Here is a 16,275-nt window from a genome sequence, read left to right as displayed (position 1 = left end):
TCGGTCAGCGCCTCCTCGCTCTGGCCGCTGTGATCTGGCACAACACCAACATCGGCGCACCCAACCCACGATCACTCATCGCGTACGACCATTGACCAGCAAAGATTTAGGACTCAATCATCTAGCGGAACCGCTCGGAGCCATGGCATCGGAAAGGACGGGCGGAACCGCGCGGGGGCCGTCGGGATTCCTTCCCCCACCCGAGACGGCCCCCGCTTCCACTTCCGAGGGAGGCAGCGGGATGCGGCGGATCCATCAACCGGACTGGCGCCGGCTCTGGCGGTACTGCCGGTGCGGGGCACCGTGGGGCTGCCTCGGCACCGTCCCGCCCGACTCGGCGGTCCTGGCGGCGCTGGACCAGCTCCTTGCCGACGCGCGAACCCGTACCCGTCCGCCGAACCCCGGCCGCTTCCGACAGCCCGCCGACCCGGCGCGGGGGATCGAGCGGTGACCGGCCCTGACGTACCCGTTGGTCGGCAGCATCTGCCCCGGCGGCCGACCTGGCTGTGCCGGATCTGTGGCACCGACTGGCCGTGCCTGGCCGCGCGGAGCCTGCTGCCGCTCGACTACCTGCGCGACCAGACCGGGCTGTGTGTCTATCTGGCGACCATGTTGCAGGAGGCGTTGACCGACCTGCACCGGCTCAACCCGCAGCCCGGTCCCGACCCGACCCGGATGTACGCCCGCTTCCTCGGTTGGGCGGCCCCGAACCGGCGCCCCGACCCACCGGACGACGACGCAACGCGCGGATAAGGTACGTCGATGGAGAGCACTGATCGGCGTGCCGCCGAACCGACCAACGCCGAGCCCCAGCAGTTCATGCCGCTGCCGGGGGGCACCGGGGCCGACCAGAGCGCCCTTGTCCGGAGCATGGCCGAGCTGGTCGAACTACTCGGCGGCGAGCCGCTGCCCGACTCCGCGACGAGCAAGGAGTGGCGGGTACGGGCATGGCAGACGATGCGGGCCACGGTGGACCAACCGCCCCGGGAGGACTGGTTCGGTCCGCTGATCCGCGCGGCCGTCCACGAGCCGGATCCGAGTTTCAGCGAACGGTTCGTCAAGCCCGCGCTCTCCTGGTTCGGCATCGTGCGGGTGCAGACCGCGTTGATCGAACACCTGCGGAGCGGTACCAACCAGGAACGGGCCGGCGCGGCGAGGGCCTGGTACTGGAGCCACCTGCCGCGCCGCCGCTACGCCGGCCCGTACACCCCGGACGCCAAATCCGGGGAGGAGGGCGCGTTGATGGAACTCCGACAGCAGTGGCGGGAGACGGCGTTGCGGGAGTTCGTCGCGAACGACAACCTCCGGGTACGGCAGTGCATCCTCCCCGTCCTGACCCTCAACCCGGCCAGACACCGCCCCGAGCTGCGTGACCTGGTGGCCGAGGCGGTCCAGATCGCCCGGACCTCCTCCGACGAGTACCTGCGGCACCGGGTGGAGGTCCAGATCCACTGACGTGTCCTCAGCGCCTTCCGTTGTCGAGGGCGGCGACCTCGCGTACGGACTCGGCGACGGCGGTGAAGTCCTTCTTGAGGATCGCGCCGTGGTTGCTGGCGACCTTGGCACCGATCCGGATGTTCGGGTTGCGGGCGGTCACCCCGTCGAGGCTGGTCCGGATCCGTTCCTGCTCGTCACCCTTGCTGCCGAGGGACGTCCCCGACGCGACCACGTACCGCACCGGGACGGTGATGTTGTCCAGCACCGGTCCCAGCTCGCTCTCCCGGGAGAGCCGGCCCAGTTCGATGTTGCTCTCCGCCATCTGATCGGGGTTCATCCGGGGGAACAGGCCGGTCGGGCGCAGCAGCGGCGCGAACCAGCGCATCCGCCCGAACAGTTTCCGGATCCGCTGCTCCATGGCGTCGTCCAGCCAGTCGTGCGGGAACGCGCCGTCGACCAGGACCGTGCCGATCGCCCGGTCGGGGTGACGGTGAGTCCAGTGCGCCGCGACGACCGCCCCGTAGGACCAGCCCACCACCAGCGCCCGGTCGACACCCCGGGCGGCGAGCACGGCGTCGACGTCCCGGACGGCGGCCTCGAAGGAGTAGTCCGCCGAGAGCCCCGACTTCCGGCCGCGAGCCCGTTCGTCGTACGTGATGTGTCGGTAGTCGGGGCCGAGTGCGGTGATGACCCGGCGCCAGTAGCCCTGGGTGGCGAACTGGCCGTTGAGGTAGAGCACGGGCAGGCCGGGGCCGCCGGTGTCGGTGACGGCCAGGGCGGTGTCGTCGACCGGCACCAGGCCGGTCCAGGTCGTACCGGTCGTGGAGGTGTTGTTGCTGGTCATGGCTTCCACCTGTTCGGGTTGAGGGGTCTGTGCGGGGGTGAGGGGTTCAGCGGCTGTGGGCGGTGATGTCGCCCTGCGAGGCGGTCGCGCGGATGGCGAGGCCGGCGGTGCCGTCGTTGCGGAGGGAGTTGCTGATCCGGCCGTGGCCGGTGCCGGCGTCGAGGGTGGCCGAGACGCCGGCGGCGGCGCCGACCGAGATGTCGCCGAGCTGGGTACGGAGCACGACCGTGCCGCTCACGGCCTCGGTGATCCGGATGTCGCCGCGTGCGGTGCTGATCTCCGCCGGCCCGGTGAGCCGGCCGACCTCGACGTCGCCGTCGATCGCGGTCAGGCGGACAGTCGCCGCCTCGTCGATTTTGATCTGCCGGTACGCGCCCTCGAAGGCGACGTCTCCGAGCCGACCGACGCCGCGAAGCTCGGCGCTGGCGGTCTTCGCCGTGACGCTGGAGCCGGCGGGCAGTTGGACGGTGACCTCCAGGGATCCGGAGGGGCCGAGCAGCTGGCTCCCGGACTCGGTGTGGATCCGCAGCACGCCGTCGGCGTAGGTCACGCTGGTCCGCTCGGCGGCCGTGACGTCGCGGCTCTTGCCGGGGTTGGTGGGTCGGACCTCGACGGTGCTGTCCGTGCGCTCGGCGGCGATGAACTGGACGCGGCCGGCGGGGATCTCCAGGACGGTGGAGATCGGGGCGGGGGTGTCGAACTTCTGCATCATGCTCTCCGGTGCTCGCTCGTTGTTTCCGACTGCCGAAACGCTACGTTGCTTTCCGTCAGCCGGCAACTCGGTCGTTGCAGAGGAATAGCATTTACCCAGGTAGAAGGCCTAAACTTGTTGCAATGACCCTGATTACAATGCAACGCGGGCGGCCTGTTCATTGCAATGGGCAAGAAGTGAACGCTATAGTCGGGGCTCAGGGGCGCGACGACGGACCACCGAGGAGATCGTGATGCCGGGAGGCAGGCTCAGCCAGCAGGAACGCCAGCAGATCGCACTGGGGCTGGCCGACAGCCTGCCGTACGCCGAGATCGCCCGACGTCTCGACCGGCCGACCTCGACCGTCACCCGTGAGGTGATGCGCAACGGCGGCCCGACGGCCTATCGTGCCGACCTGGCCCACCGCGCCACCGAACGTCGCGCGCACCGGCGCAGACCCGCCGCCTCCCGGGGGGCGGAGTCGGTCCCCGGGATACCCGGACGCGACGCCGAGGCCGTGGCCGAGTACGAGGAGACGCTTGCCACCGTGCTCATGGCCTCGGGCCTGCCCAAGATGACGGCCCGGGTGCTGACCTGCCTGTATGTCACCGACGCGGGCAGCCTCACCGCGTCGCAGCTCGCCCAACGCCTCCAGGTCAGCCCGGCGTCCATCTCCAAGGCGATCGCCTTCCTGGAGAGCCAGAGTCTGGTTCGCCGGGAACGCGACGAGCGCCGCCGCGACCGGTACGTCGTCGACAACGAACTCTTCTACCAGGCGACGATCGCCGGCGCCCGGTCCAATGACCGGCTCGTCGAAACCGCACGTCAGGGCGTCGCCCTCCTCGGTCCCGACAGCCCCGCCGCCGCCCGCCTGGAGAACATCGCCCGCTTCCTCGACTTCATCAGCGAGAGCATCGTCCGTGCCGCCGAACAGGCCCGCGAGGTCCTGCACACCAGACCCGCGGTGACCGGGGACGCCGCCGGACCGGGCGCGGAGCGCGGGTAGGCGCTCGGCGACGGGTCGCGTGAGGGGGGAACCTCGTCCGCGCCCAGCCTCATAATTTACGAATTAATCTTGACATTGATCCGTAACGAGCAGCAAGATCGGCGAAACACGCCGCAGGAGTCACCGGCTGCCATCCCCTACCCGGGTAGCAAAGGAACCGATGTGAAACGACATCTCAGCGCGCTGATCGCCCTCACCACCGGCCTGCTCACCGTGACCGTGCCCGCGTCCGCCGCCTCGGCCGACGCAGGCGTCACCAGCCACCCGTCCAGCACACCCCAGGTGCTCAGCCCCACCCCGTACCAGGGCTGGAACACCTACTACGGGCTCGGCGGGGAGTTCTCCGAGGAATCGGTGAAGCAGGTCGCCGACGCCCTCGTCTCCCGTGGCCTGGCCGACGCCGGCTACGACATCGTCTGGCTGGACGGCGGCTGGCAGGACCCGGAACCGCGTACCGCCGCCGGTGACCTCCAGGCCGACCGGACCCGGTTCCCCAACGGCCTCAAACCGCTTGTCGACTACATCCACGGCAAGGGGCTGCGGGCCGGCATCTACACCGACGCCGGGCCCTACATCCCGGGCAGGTGCGGGCTCGGCAGCCACGGCTACTACCAGCGGGACGCCGACCAGTTCGCCGCCTGGGAGTTCGACGCGGTCAAGGTGGACTACCTCTGCGGCATCGCCGCCGACCTCGACCCGAAGACCGTCTACACCGAGTTCGCCGAGGCGCTGCGCAACAACGCCAGCGGGCGGGACATCATCTTCAACCTCTGCAACCCGGTGACCTCGCCCGACTGGGGCAACTACCCGGAGGAGCAGCAGTCAACGTACTCCTGGAGCTACGCGCCCGGGATCGCGCAGTCCTGGCGGACCTACACCGACGTCGGCTTCGTCGGTGAGATCAAGTACAAGGACGTGCTGCGCAACTACGACGCGAACGCCCGGCACCCGGAGGCCGCCGGCCCCGGCCACTTCAACGACCCGGACTACCTCGGCCCCGAACTCGGGATGACCGACGAGGAGTTCCGCAGCCAGATGACGCTCTGGTCGGTGGCCGCCGCGCCGCTGGTCATCGCCAGCGACGTCCGCACGCTCAGCCAGACCTCGGTCGACATCCTCACCGACCCCGAGGTGCTGGCGATCAACCAGGACCCGGCCGGGGTGCAGGCGGTCCGGGTCGGCCCGGCCGGCACCACCGAGACCTGGGTCAAGCGGCTCGCCAACGGCGACCGCGCGGTGCTGCTGCTGAACCGGGGCGACAGCCCGGCGACCCTGACCACCACCGCGACGTCCGTCGGGCTCACCGGTGACCGGTTCACCCTCGCCAACGCCTGGACCAACCAGGTCACCGAGAGCGCCGGCACGATCAGCGCCGCCGTACCGGCACACGGGACGGCCCTGTTCCGGGTCGCCAGGGCCAAGGGCAAGCCGGGCGTACCGCACGTCGTCGCCGGGCTGCCGCAGGTGACCGAGGTCGGCGGCGACCCGCTGCCGACCGGGGTCGCCCCGGTGGTCGCCGGCGGCGACCAGGCACGGGTCGAGGTGACCGTCCGCAACGACGGTGCCCAGCCGGTGACCGCACCGCGCGTCGAGCTGGCCGCCCCGGCCGGCTGGACGGTCCGACCGCTGGGCCGGGCGCCGGAGCGGCTGGCGGGCGGACGGACCACCACCCTCGCCTTCGCCGTCACGCTGCCGGCCGACACCACCGCCGGCTCCGCGACCCTGACCGCCACCACCTCGTACGACGTACGCGGGCACGGCCGGCAGCGGCAGACGAGCGCCTCGGCGGTGGTGGTCGCCCCGACCCCGCCGAGCGGCGCGGCAGTGCTCTCGCACCACACCTGGATCAGCGCCACCAGCGGCTGGATGAGCCCAACGGTCGACCGCAGTGTCGGCGGCGGGTCGCCGATCAGTTTGCTCGGCCAGGTGTACCCGACCGGCCTCGGCGTCGCCTCGCCGTCGACGGTCCGCTACTACCTCGGCGACCGGTGCAGCCGGCTCACCGCGACGGTCGGCATCGACGACGCGGTCCGCAACGTCGGCCCCGAGGGCGGCACCGCCACCTTCCAGGTCGTCGGCGACGGCCGGGTGCTGTTCGACAGTGGAGTCGTCACCCGGGACGCGGTCCGCCAGCTCGACGTCGACCTGACCGGCGTACGCGTGCTCGACCTGCTGGTCGGTGACGCGGCCGACGGCGGTTACAACGACCGCGCGGACTGGGCCGGACTGGACGCCACCTGCTGACCGGTCGCACGGTGTCGCGCCCGGGTGCTTCCGAGCACCGGGGGGCTGCCGCCCCCCGGGGCGCGACCGTCTTTCCGTCCACCGGTGATTCCGATCGGCGACGGTGGGATTACTTACCCACGGGTCCCGTGCAGGGGATCGGATCTTCACAGTGTGTGAAAATGCCTGCCGGACGGGGGTGGCGGTGATCCCGCCGGGCCCGGTTAGCTGGGACGATGTGCGAGGAGCAGTGCCATGCCCACCGATGAAGAGGTCATCGCCGGACAGGCGATCTACAACCGGTTCGTGCTGGCCACCTACGACGTCTACGTGCTCGGCTTCTCCAACCGGCTCATCTGGCGCTGCCCCAAGCGGCACATGCTCGACAACTACCACCGCAACACCGGCGGTCGGCACCTCGAGCTCGGCCCCGGTACGGCGTACCTCCTCGACCACTGCCGGTTCCCGACGGCGGCACCCGAGCTGACCCTGGTCGACCTGAACCCGACCGTGCTCCGGATGAGCGCGGCCCGGCTGGCCCGCTACCGGCCGGAGACGGTCCGGGCGGACGTGCTCCGGCCGCTGCCGTTCGACGACACCACCCTGCCACCCGGCTCGTACGACTCGGTCGGGCTGAACTTCGTGCTGCACTGCCTGCCCGGCAACTGGGCGGAGAAGGGCGCGGTGCTGGACAACGCGGTGGCGGCGCTGCGTCCCGGCGGACGCTTCTTCGGCAGCACCATCCTCTCCTCCGGGGTGAAGGTCACCGGGGCGGCCCGCCGGCTGATGGCGGTCTACAACGGCAAGGGCATCTTCCACAACACCGACGACGACCTGGCCGGCCTGCGCTGGCAGCTCGACACCCGGTTCACCGACATCCAGGTGACGGTGCGTGGCAACGTCGCCCTCTTCGAGGCCACCAGGCCGGAGTCCGGCGCCACCCTCGCCACGGGTTAGTCCCGGTCGCTCCGCGATGCGAAGCGGCTGACCAGGAGGTCGAGCCGTTCCTCCTGGCTGTCCGGGGGAACACGGCCGCTGCGCGACAGGGTGGCTATGCCGTGCAACGCACTCCAGACGACCTCGGCGAGCAGCTCGCGTCCCGGGGTGTCCGGCGGAAAACAGCCGACGAACTCGTCGAAGCCGGCGCGCAGCTGGGGTGGTGTCTCGGCGTGCGCGAACTTCACGTCCGTCGGCATCACGAACATCGCCTGGTAGAGGGCGGGTCGCTCGGTGGCGAACGCCAGGTAGGCGCGACAGACGGCGGGTAGGGCCTGCCGTGGCTCGGGGTTGGCGAGCCGGGCCTGGCGCAGCTGGACGGCGAGTTCGCCGAAGCCGTCGATCGCGACGGCGCGGACGATGGCGTCCTTGCCGTTGAAGTGGCTGTAGAGGACGGGCTGGCTGTACTCGACGCGCTCGGCGAGCCGTCGGGTCGTCACCGCCTCCCAGCCTTCGGCTTCGGCGAGTTCGCGGGCCGCGCTGATGATCAGTTGATGGCGTTGGGCGCGCTCACGTTCACGGCGCTCCTTGACGGCGGACATGTTGTGATCCTAGCAACGCTAGACATTCTGTCGGAGGCATCCTTATCGTCGACCTAACATCTAGCGCCGCTAGGATCTGGGGCGCTGCTAACGAGAGGAAGCGACATGCTCGGCACCGTCGCCACCGTGCTCGCCGGCCTGATCGGCGTGGGCATCATCGTCATCGGCGTACTTGCCTTCTGGGCTCCGCAGAACGCGGCCGGTTTTGGTATCCCCGACACCCCGACGGCGGACCCCACCTTCCGGGCCTGGCTGACCGTCAAGGCCGTGCGGGACATCGCCTCCGGGCTCCTCATTTTTGTGGTGCTGATCGGCGGGTCAACCCACCTGCTGGGCTGGTTCATGCTGGTCGCCACCGGCATCCCCGTGGGTGACGCGTTGATCGTGCTGCGCAGCAACGGGCCCAGGGCGGCCGCCTACGGCGTCCACGGCGCCACCGCGGCGGTGATGCTGGTGATCAGCGCGCTCCTTCTCGTCTCGTAACCGCAGGTCAGCCGGCTCGACGGCGGCCATGCACCGGGCATGTACCCCGGGGGTATATACCCGGGGTATACCCCCGGTGTATGGTCATCGCATGAGCGTTCCCATGACCCTTCTCGGCCTGCTCGGACGCGAGCCCAGCCACGGCTACGACCTCAAGCGCGACTACGACACCTTCTTCAGCCGGGGCAAGCCACTGCCGTTCGGCCAGGTCTACTCCACGCTCGGCCGGCTCGCCCGGGACGGCAAGATCGTCATCGGCGAGGTCGAGCCGGGCGTCGGTCCCGAACGCAAGCGCTACGTCATCACCGACCAGGGCGCGACCGACGTCGACTCGTGGCTGACCGAACCGGTCGAGGCCGAACCCAACCTGCAGAGCGTGCTCTTCACCAAGGTCGTGCTCGCCCTCATGCTCGGCCGCCCCGCCGAGGAGTACCTGGACGCCCAACGCGCCGCCCACCTGCGGCGGATGAAGGAACTCACCGAGATCCGCCGCACCGGTGACCTCGTCGACACCCTGCTCGCCGACCACGGCCTGTTCCGGCTGGAGGCCGACCTGCACTGGATCGACACCACGGTCGCCCGGCTCGACGCGCTGCGCAAGGTGGTGACCCGGGCATGAAGGCGATCGAGGCGCGTGACGTCGTCCTGTCCTTCGGCGAGACCCCGGCCCTGCGCGGGGCCAGTCTCTCGGTGAGCCCGGGCGAGATGGTGGCCATCATGGGCCCGAGCGGATCCGGCAAGTCGACCCTGCTGCACTGCCTCGCCGGCATCCTCGTACCGGACGCCGGCGAGATCCACTTCGACGGCCGCCGGATCGACACCCTCACCGAGTACGACCGCAGCCTGCTCCGCCGCGACCAGTTCGGCTTCGTCTTCCAGTTCGGACAGCTCGTACCGGAACTCACCGCCGAGGAGAACGTCGCACTGCCACTGCTGCTCGGCGGGACACGTCGGGCCGCCGCGCTGAAGCAGGCCCGACCGTGGTTCGAGCGGCTCGGCCTGGCCGGGATGGAACAACGCCGCTCCGGTGAGCTCTCCGGCGGTCAGGCACAACGGGTGGCCCTCGCCCGGGGCCTGGTCGCCCGGCCGGGCGTGCTCTTCGCCGACGAGCCGACCGGCGCCCTCGACACCCTCACCGGCGAACAGGTCATGGACCTCCTCGTCGAATCCGCCCGCGAACAGGGGACCACGGTCGTGCTGGTCACCCACGAGGCCCGGGTCGCCGCGTACGCCGACCGGCAGGTCATCGTCCGCGACGGCCGGGTGAACGCGCTGGTGAACGCATGATCCGGTTCGGGCTCCGACTCACCCTCTCCGGTGGCCGGGAGGCCGCCACCCGGCTCGTCATCATCGCCGGCGCGGTCGCGCTCGGCGTCGGCATGCTGCTCTCCGTGGTGGCCGGACTCAACGCGGCACAGGCACAGAACCTGCGGTACGCCTGGCTCAACACCGCCATCGTCTCCACCACTCCCGACCCCTCGGCCGGGTCCGCCGACCCGTCGGCGCCGTCGTCCGGGGACGCGTTGTGGTGGCTGCTCCGGGAGGACTACCACGACGCCCGGTCCATCGGCCGGATCGACGTTGCCGCGCAGGGCCCGGACGCGCCCGTACCGCCGGGCCTGCCGCGCCTGCCCGGACCGGGCGAGTTCTACGTCTCGCCGGCCCTCGACGACCTGCTGCGCGACACCCCGGCCGCCGAACTCGGCGACCGCTTCCCCGGCCAGCAGGTCGGTCTCATCGGCCCGGCGGCCCTGCCGTCCCCGGAATCCCTGCTGGTGGTCGTCGGCCGGACCCCGGCCGAGCTGGAGCCGCTCGGCGCGGTACGGGTCGACCGGATCATGACCGGCGACCCGTCCGCCTGCAGCGGCTGCTATCTCGGATTCAACAAGGACGCGATGGCGCTCGTCCTCTCCGTTGTGGCCGCCGCGCTGCTCTTCCCGGTGCTGATCTTCATCGGTACGGCGACCCGGCTGGCCGCGACCCGTCGGGAACAGCGCTTCGCCGCGATGCGGCTGGTCGGCGCCACCCCACAGCAGATCACCGTCATCTCGGCGGTGGAGGCCACGATCGCCGCCGTCGTCGGCACCGTCATAGGGTTCGGCCTGTTCCTCGCGGTCCGCCCGGCGCTCGCCGCGATCCCGTTCACCGGGGAACCGTTCTTCACCACCGACCTGTCGCTGCGTTTCCTCGACGTGCTCTGCGTCGGGCTCGGCGTCCCACTCGGTGCCGTCGTCGCGTCCTGGCTGGCGCTGCGTCGGGTACGGATCTCCCCGCTCGGGGTGAGTCGACGGGTCACCCCGAAGCCGCCGGGGGCCTGGCGGCTGATCCCGCTGGTCGCCGGGCTCGCCGAGATGGCGTACTTCATCGGCCGGCGCCCGGAGGGCACGAACGGGCAGCTGACCGCGTACCTCACCGGGTTTGTGTTGATCCTGACCGGGCTGGTGCTGGCCGGGCCGTGGCTGACCATGGCCGGCGCCCGGGCACTGGCCGGGCGGGCGAGCCGACCCGCCACGCTGATCGCCGCCCGCCGGCTCGCCGACGACCCGCAGGCCGGGTTCCGCTCGGTCAGCGGGCTGATCGTGGCGCTCTTCGTGACGAGTGTGGCGACCGGCGCCATCACCACGTTCGTCGCGAACCGGGGCGAGCCGCGTACCGACTCGGTGGCCACCACCTCGCTGGCGAAGACCTTCTGGCCCGAGGACGGCCCGGCGCCGACGCCGGAGCAGATCCCGGCCGGACTCGGCACGATCCCCGGCGTGCGGAGTGTGACCGTCGTGCACACCAACCCCGACCCGGACGGCTGGCACGGCCTGGTCACCTGCGCCGAACTGGACCGCCTGGCGGTCTTCGGCAGCTGCCCGGCCGGCGCCCAGGTCGCCGCCGTCCCCAGCGACCTGATCGGCATGCGCGCCTTCGACCTGACCAACGACACGTACGTCTGGGAGGCGGCGACGATCGCGCCCGCGGACGTCGACCGCCAGCCGATCCTCTCGGTGGTGGTCGACACCACCAGCCCCGCCGCGTTCGAACAGGCCCGGACGATGCTGGCCACCACGTTCCCGCTGGGACGCTTCCCGGCCAGCGTCCGCGAGTGGGAGTCGAACGCCGCCCGACAGATGACGCAGTTCCAGCAACTGGCCAACGTGATCATGCTGGCCAGCCTGCCGATCGCCGGCTGCAGCCTGGCGGTCAGCGTCGCCGGCGGGCTCAGTGACCGGCGCCGACCGTTCAGCCTGCTACGGCTCACCGGGGTCCAGTTGTCCACCCTTCGTCGGGTTGTCGCGCTGGAGACCGTGGTGCCGCTGTTGACCGTCGCCGTGGTGGCGATCGGTACCGGACTCCTGGCCGCGCACCTCTTCCTCACCGCGCAGCTCGACTACGCCCTGCGGCCGCCGGACCTGCCGTTCTATCTCATGGTCGTCGGCGGACTGGCGGTGTCGCTGGCCATCATCGCCTCGACACTGCCGCTGCTGCGCCGCATCACCGGCCCGGAGGCGGCCCGGAACGGCTGAGATCGTCACCGTCGAGGGTGTCCACGTAGGATGCGGGTGCTCGTCAATGCGTCCCTGGTTCATCGCCGTGGTGATCCGGCTCGCCGCGGACCGCCAGGACCGGCCCGACCACAAGGAGTTGATCGAGTGCCCGCCTCCCCGTCCCGGCTCTTCGCCCAGATCACGACCGCCGAGCCGCCGGGCGACACCACCGTGGTCATGCGACGGGCGGTGGTGCTGGGCGGCAGCATCGCCGGACTGATGGCGGCCCGGGTGCTCAGCGACCACGCCGACGAGGTGCTGATCGTCGAACGCGATCCGTCGGACGTGGACGGTGGGCCCCGGCCCGGCGTACCGCAGGGCAGCCAGGTGCACGCGCTGCTGCCGGCCGGCCAGGTCCAGTTGGAGCGCTGGTTCCCCGGCATCGCCGAGGAGGCGTTCGCGCTGGGCGCCCCACTGCCGCCGTCCGACGAGGTCGCGGCCAGGATCTTCATCAACGGGGTGGAGGGGCTGCCGCCCAAGCCCGGCTCGTCCGGCCCCGGTCTGATCACCACCCGGCCGTTCCTGGAGGCGCTGGTCCGGCGGCGCACCCTCGCGGTCGACAACATCCGGATGGTGTACGGCCGGGCCGACGGCCTGGTCTTCGCCGACCAGCGGGTCAGCGGCGCCCGGTACGTCCCCGACGGCGGCACCGAGCCGGTGGTCGTACCGGCGGATCTGGTGGTCGACGCGATGGGCCGGTCCAGTCGGCTCAGCGACTGGCTCGACGAGAACGGCTGGCCCAAGCCGCCGATGCAGCGGATGCCGATCAAACTGAACTACGCGACCGCGCTGTACCGGCGGGACGAGAAGATCAGCGACACCTGGGTGGTGGTCTACCACACCATGGCCGGCCCGGGGCGTACCGCCAGGATCGGCGGGATCAACTCGGTCGAGGACGACCGCTGGATCATGCTCGTCGCCGGGTACGACACCGACCGGCCCAGCCGCGACGTCGCCGACTTCACCAGACGGTGCCGGGAGCAGTACCCGGAGATGTTCGGCGCCATCGCCGAGTACGGGGAGATGCTCAGCGACGTGATCACGTACCACCAGGCGGACAGTCGGCGGCGGGAATTCCACCAGCTCGACCGGCTGCCGGCCGGGCTGGTCGCCGCCGGGGACGCGGTCGCCTCGTTCAACCCCGTGTACGGGCAGGGCATGACGTCGGCCACCCTGCACGCCTCCTGCCTCTCGGCGTACCTGCGCTCCGGCCCGAGGCCGCACGAGCAACCGGCACACGCGTACTTCGACCTCGTCCGGGTGGTCGTCGACGCCGCCTGGCAGGTCTCCACCTCCGCCGACATCGAACTGCCGCATGTCAACGGGCCGTACCCGCGCGGATACAAGATCACGAAGTGGTTCGGTGACCTGGTCTTCCGGGCCTCACGGACCGATCCGGTGCTCAGCCGGCGACTGAACCGGGTCACCACGATGCTCGACCACCCGAGCGCGCTGAGCCGGCCCTCCGTCCTGCTCCGGGCACTGCGGGTCGGCCTGTTCGCCCGGCGCCAGCCAGGACCCGCGCCCGAGTAGGGAGCGGAAACCTTCAGAACGAATGGTGAACGGGACTCGACCTGATGGTTGCGTCGGGTCGACGTGACCACATTCGGAAAAGGCTGGATGTCGCAGTGCGCGGAAAAGTTCGACGTGGGACCGTAATTGTGCCGCCCATCACGGTAATGAATTGCGTTCGCCCGGCTTGTGGTTCACCTCATAGGCCGCGTGACCTGGCTACCCGAAAGTAGCGGCATATATTTCCGCTGTTGCCGGTCGGTTCGCGCGCTTCACGCTGCGGCGGTACGCGGTTTCGTGAAGCGGTGCCCAATTGGAATTCGACCGGATTCAGGTCCGTTGTGGGCAGGGAGTCCATCTTGAACAGCGTTCCCGCACTTCTTCTCGTGCCCGGCGCGTGGCACGGTCCCTGGGCCTGGCAGCCGCTCATCGAGCAGCTCCCGGACATCGACGTCCACACCGTCGCGCTGCCCAGCAGCGGTGACGATCCCGCCGCCCTGGGCGACCTCTACGACGACGCGGCCGTGGTGAAGGCCGCCGTCGCCGCCATGAACGGTCCGGTCACGGTCGTCGCGCACTCCTACGGCGGTGCCCCGGTCACCGAGGCGCTCGACGCGGCGGACAACGTACGCCGAATCATCTACCTCGCCGCCTTTCAGCCGGACATCGGCGACTCGCTGTTCTCCAGCGCCGGTGGCGTGGCCCCGCCGTGGTGGGAGGTGCACGAGGACGCGGACCTGACGGGCGGGGGCCACCTCAAGGCGTTGCGGCCACGCGAGATCTTCTACGGAGACGTCGATCCGGAGATCGCGGCACAGGCAATCGCCCGACTCGGACTCCAGTCGTGGGCCTCGACGCAGCAGCCGGTGACCCGGGCGGCGTGGCACACCATCCCCAGCACCTACGTCGTCTGCGAGGCCGACAACGCACTGCCGCCCTTCGCCCAGGAGATGATGGCGAAGCGGGCCGAGCGGGTGCTGCGGATGAACTCCTCGCACTCACCGTTCCTGTCGCGGCCCGCCGAGTTGGCCGCGCTGGTCCGGGCGGAACTCGCCGCCTGAGCCGGGGGCCCGGTCGGGGCCGCCGGCCGGTGCGGGCCCTCAGGACCCGGAGTTCGTCCGGCGGCGGGCGGCGCCGACCGCACTGCCGAGCGCGGCGCCGACCCCGGCACCGAGGGCGAGCCCGAGGCTGAGGCCGAGCACGAGATTGCCCATCGACATACCCAGCAGCACCCCGCCGCCGAGGCCGAACGCCACGCCGATGGCCACCCCGAAGGCGAGCGTGACCGCCTCCTGGTTGCGATTTGCTCCGGTTCCGGCCTTTCCGGTCCCGCTCATCGTCGTCCTCCGCTGCTCGTCGTGGCCCTGGCGGCGCCCGGGGTCCGGGCGCCCCGGTCGCGGGCCGCTCGCTGATGTCCGGTCGCCCGGTTCGAGAGCTAGCGTAGGTGGGTGACTGAGACTTCCCTGGTTCCGCCCACCCCACCGGCCGACCTGCCCGGCACCCTCGGCGAGCTGCGCGCCGCCGGACACCGGTACCGGACCGTCAAGGAGGAGCTCCGGGACAACCTGCTGGCCCGGATGCGGACCGGCGAGCCCCGCTTCCCCGGGATCGTCGGTTACGACGAGACCGTGCTCCCCGAGGTGGAGCGGGCCCTGCTGGCCGGGCACGACCTGGTCCTGCTCGGCGAACGTGGCCAGGGCAAGACCCGGCTGATCCGGGCACTCGGCCAGTTGCTGGACGAATGGACCCCGGTGATCCGCGGTTCGGAGCTCAACGAGCACCCGCTGCACCCGCTCACCCCGGCCTCCCGCCGGGCGGTCGCCGAGGCCGGCGACGACCTGCCGATCGGCTGGCTGCACCGGTCGATGCGGTACGGCGAGAAGCTCGCCACCCCGGACACCAGCGTCGGCGACCTGATCGGTGACGTGGACCCGATCCGGATCGCCCAGGGGCGTACCCTCGGCGACCCGGAGACGATCCACTTCGGGTTGGTGCCCCGGACCAACCGGGGCATCTTCGCGGTCAACGAACTGCCCGACCTGGCCGAGCGGATCCAGGTGGCGCTGCTCAACGTGCTCGAGGAACGGGACATCCAGGTACGCGGCTACCAGCTCCGGCTGCCGCTGGACCTGCTCCTGGTGGCCAGCGCCAACCCGGAGGACTACACCAACCGGGGGCGGATCATCACCCCGCTCAAGGACCGGTTCGGCGCGGAGATCCGTACCCACTATCCGATCGACCTGGAGCTGGAGCTGGAGCTGATCCGGCAGGAGGCGACCCTGGTCGCGACCGTGCCGGAGCACGTCCTGGAGGTGCTGGCCCGGTTCGCCCGGGCGGTCCGGGAGTCCCCGTCGGTCGACCCCCGCTCCGGTGTGTCGGCCCGGTTCGCCATCGCCGCCGCCGAGACGGTCTCCGCCGCCGCGCTGCGCCGGGCCGGCCTGCTCTCCGCCCCGACGGCCGACGGCCGGCCCGCCAACCCGGTCGACATCGAGCCGGTGGCCCGGGTCGGTGACGCGGTCTCGGTGGTCAGCACCCTGCGCGGCAAGGTCGAGTTCGAGAGCGGCGAGGAGGGCCGGGAGATCGAGATCCTCGCCCACCTGCTGCGGACCGCGACCGCCGACACCTTCCGGGCCCGGATGGCCGGCCTGGACCTCTCCGGCTTCACCGCGCTGGTCGCCGAGGGGGCGGTGGTCGAGACCGGCGAGCTGGTCAGCGCGAGTGACCTGCTCGGCCAGGTCGGTACCGTGCCGGGGCTGGCCAAGGCGCTGGACCGGCTCGGCCTCGGCGACGCCCCGACCCCGGGCGAGGCCGCCGCCGGCATCGAGTTCGTGCTGGAGGGGTTGCACCTGACCCGCCGGCTGGCCAAGGACGTCACCGACGAGGGCCGGACGGTGTACGGCGGGCAGACCCCGCAGAGCGGCCGGGGCCGGCGCAACCCCGGCGGCGGTGACCTCGGCGGCGGCCGGCATCCCGGTGGCCGCCCGGACACCGACGACGACTGGGCCTGA

The 16,275-nt window shown here is 71.1% G+C and carries 17 protein-coding genes and 1 pseudogene; 14 read left to right on the top strand and 4 right to left on the bottom strand.

Annotated features, from left to right (window positions below; all coding sequences use genetic code 11):
• The 4 genes and pseudogenes from ABGB05_RS32240 to ABGB05_RS32225 form a co-directional block, all read left to right on the top strand.
• Positions 1-95: pseudogene (locus tag ABGB05_RS32240) on the top strand (IS982 family transposase); the annotation flags it as partial.
• A 146-nt stretch (positions 96-241) separates the two neighbouring features.
• Positions 242-451 (top strand): hypothetical protein, encoded by a 210-nt coding sequence (locus tag ABGB05_RS32235; RefSeq protein ID WP_347657727.1) that lies wholly within the window; start codon positions 242-244, stop codon positions 449-451.
• Complete coding sequence (locus ABGB05_RS32230) at positions 448-753, top strand: hypothetical protein (protein WP_347657726.1); 306 nt, start codon at positions 448-450, stop codon at positions 751-753. Before ABGB05_RS32235 ends, ABGB05_RS32230 begins: the two co-directional genes overlap by 4 nt.
• Before the next feature lie 9 nt (positions 754-762).
• Positions 763-1,455 carry a hypothetical protein gene (locus ABGB05_RS32225; RefSeq protein WP_347657725.1) on the top strand — a complete coding sequence of 231 codons (693 nt, stop codon included), beginning with the start codon at positions 763-765 and terminating at the stop codon, positions 1,453-1,455.
• Between the two features lie 7 nt (positions 1,456-1,462).
• Here ABGB05_RS32225 and ABGB05_RS32220 read toward each other — a convergent pair whose 3' ends face one another.
• Both ABGB05_RS32220 and ABGB05_RS32215 read right to left on the bottom strand, forming a co-directional pair.
• A complete protein-coding gene (locus ABGB05_RS32220) occupies positions 1,463-2,281 on the bottom strand; it encodes an alpha/beta hydrolase (protein WP_347657724.1) in 819 nt (272 codons plus the stop codon).
• Positions 2,282-2,327: 46 nt separating this feature from the next.
• Complete coding sequence (locus ABGB05_RS32215) at positions 2,328-2,990, bottom strand: DUF4097 family beta strand repeat-containing protein (RefSeq protein WP_347657723.1); 663 nt, start codon at positions 2,988-2,990, stop codon at positions 2,328-2,330.
• 235 nt (positions 2,991-3,225) lie between these two features.
• Here ABGB05_RS32215 and ABGB05_RS32210 point away from each other — a divergent pair, with 235 nt between their 5' ends.
• The 3 genes from ABGB05_RS32210 to ABGB05_RS32200 all read left to right on the top strand — a co-directional run bounded on the left by ABGB05_RS32210 (position 3,226) and on the right by ABGB05_RS32200 (position 7,158).
• Positions 3,226-3,978 carry a helix-turn-helix domain-containing protein gene (locus ABGB05_RS32210; protein ID WP_347657722.1) on the top strand — a complete coding sequence of 251 codons (753 nt, stop codon included), beginning with the start codon at positions 3,226-3,228 and terminating at the stop codon, positions 3,976-3,978.
• Positions 3,979-4,140: 162 nt separating this feature from the next.
• Positions 4,141-6,222 carry an NPCBM/NEW2 domain-containing protein gene (locus ABGB05_RS32205; protein WP_347657721.1) on the top strand — a complete coding sequence of 694 codons (2,082 nt, stop codon included), beginning with the start codon at positions 4,141-4,143 and terminating at the stop codon, positions 6,220-6,222.
• A 234-nt stretch (positions 6,223-6,456) separates the two neighbouring features.
• On the top strand, positions 6,457-7,158 hold the full coding sequence (locus ABGB05_RS32200) for a class I SAM-dependent methyltransferase (protein ID WP_347657720.1): 702 nt from the start codon (positions 6,457-6,459) through the stop codon (positions 7,156-7,158).
• Here the strand turns inward: ABGB05_RS32200 and ABGB05_RS32195 are convergent.
• A complete protein-coding gene (locus ABGB05_RS32195; protein ID WP_347657719.1) occupies positions 7,155-7,739 on the bottom strand; it encodes a TetR/AcrR family transcriptional regulator in 585 nt (194 codons plus the stop codon). The genes ABGB05_RS32200 and ABGB05_RS32195 overlap by 4 nt on opposite strands.
• 105 nt (positions 7,740-7,844) lie before the next feature.
• On the opposite strand from ABGB05_RS32195, the gene ABGB05_RS32190 reads away from it, so the two are divergent.
• From ABGB05_RS32190 to ABGB05_RS32165, 6 genes are all read left to right on the top strand, one after another.
• Complete coding sequence (locus tag ABGB05_RS32190) at positions 7,845-8,222, top strand: DUF4267 domain-containing protein (RefSeq protein WP_347657718.1); 378 nt, start codon at positions 7,845-7,847, stop codon at positions 8,220-8,222.
• Between the two features lie 91 nt (positions 8,223-8,313).
• A complete protein-coding gene (locus ABGB05_RS32185; protein ID WP_347657717.1) occupies positions 8,314-8,841 on the top strand; it encodes a PadR family transcriptional regulator in 528 nt (175 codons plus the stop codon).
• A complete protein-coding gene (locus ABGB05_RS32180; protein ID WP_347657716.1) occupies positions 8,838-9,509 on the top strand; it encodes an ABC transporter ATP-binding protein in 672 nt (223 codons plus the stop codon). The genes ABGB05_RS32185 and ABGB05_RS32180 overlap by 4 nt, the downstream gene beginning before the upstream one ends.
• The gene (locus tag ABGB05_RS32175; RefSeq protein ID WP_347657715.1) at positions 9,506-11,734 is read left to right on the top strand and encodes an FtsX-like permease family protein; all 2,229 of its coding nucleotides are present in this window, start codon (positions 9,506-9,508) and stop codon (positions 11,732-11,734) included. The genes ABGB05_RS32180 and ABGB05_RS32175 overlap by 4 nt, the downstream gene beginning before the upstream one ends.
• A gap of 126 nt (positions 11,735-11,860) precedes the next feature.
• Entirely contained in the window at positions 11,861-13,288 is a 1,428-nt protein-coding gene (locus tag ABGB05_RS32170; RefSeq protein ID WP_347657714.1) for an FAD-dependent oxidoreductase, read from the top strand.
• A 338-nt stretch (positions 13,289-13,626) separates the two neighbouring features.
• Complete coding sequence (locus ABGB05_RS32165; protein WP_347657713.1) at positions 13,627-14,328, top strand: alpha/beta hydrolase; 702 nt, start codon at positions 13,627-13,629, stop codon at positions 14,326-14,328.
• 39 nt (positions 14,329-14,367) lie between these two features.
• Here the strand turns inward: ABGB05_RS32165 and ABGB05_RS32160 are convergent, their stop codons facing one another.
• Entirely contained in the window at positions 14,368-14,604 is a 237-nt protein-coding gene (locus ABGB05_RS32160) for a hypothetical protein (protein WP_347657712.1), read from the bottom strand.
• A 111-nt stretch (positions 14,605-14,715) separates the two neighbouring features.
• Here ABGB05_RS32160 and ABGB05_RS32155 point away from each other — a divergent pair, with 111 nt between their 5' ends.
• On the top strand, positions 14,716-16,275 hold the full coding sequence (locus ABGB05_RS32155) for a magnesium chelatase (protein ID WP_347657711.1): 1,560 nt from the start codon (positions 14,716-14,718) through the stop codon (positions 16,273-16,275).

Source organism: Plantactinospora sp. B5E13, assembly GCF_039871775.1.
Lineage (GTDB): Bacteria > Actinomycetota > Actinomycetes > Mycobacteriales > Micromonosporaceae > Plantactinospora.
The sequence above is the reverse complement of the archived record's forward strand: the minus strand, read 5'-3'. Positions and strand labels throughout refer to the sequence as shown.